The organism is Shewanella sp. T24-MNA-CIBAN-0130, assembly GCF_040310185.1.
Taxonomy (GTDB): domain Bacteria; phylum Pseudomonadota; class Gammaproteobacteria; order Enterobacterales; family Shewanellaceae; genus Shewanella; species Shewanella psychromarinicola.
This window is the reverse complement of sequence record NZ_JBEOPP010000220.1, coordinates 1-293: the sequence shown is the minus strand read 5'-3', so window position 1 is coordinate 293 and position 293 is coordinate 1. Positions and strand designations below refer to the sequence as shown.

Below are 293 nucleotides of genomic sequence, written 5' to 3'. Positions count from 1 at the left end.
TATCTGACAAATGATTAGGTTGATTCACATTATTGCAAGGTATAGAAGTTTTCGAACACTAGACCAATTGGTTAAAAGCCAACTGCTCTACCAACTGAGCTAACGACCCATCTTGGTTTTGCAAGAATTGATATTCTTACTGGAGTGAAATAGCCCCATCGGTATAGCCTTTAAATTATTTAGCCACTATTTAAAAAGTGGTGGGTCGTGAAGGATTCGAACCTTCGACCAATTGGTTAAAAGCCAACTGCTCTACCAACTGAGCTAACGACCCATCTTGGTTTTGCAAGAAT

At 39.2% G+C, this 293-nt stretch carries 1 tRNA gene; it reads right to left on the bottom strand.

The annotated features are described in order from the left end of the window. Positions 1 to 198: 198 nt before the first annotated feature. Positions 199 to 274: transfer RNA gene (locus AAEZ02_RS22145), tRNA-Lys, on the bottom strand. Positions 275 to 293 lie beyond the last annotated feature (19 nt).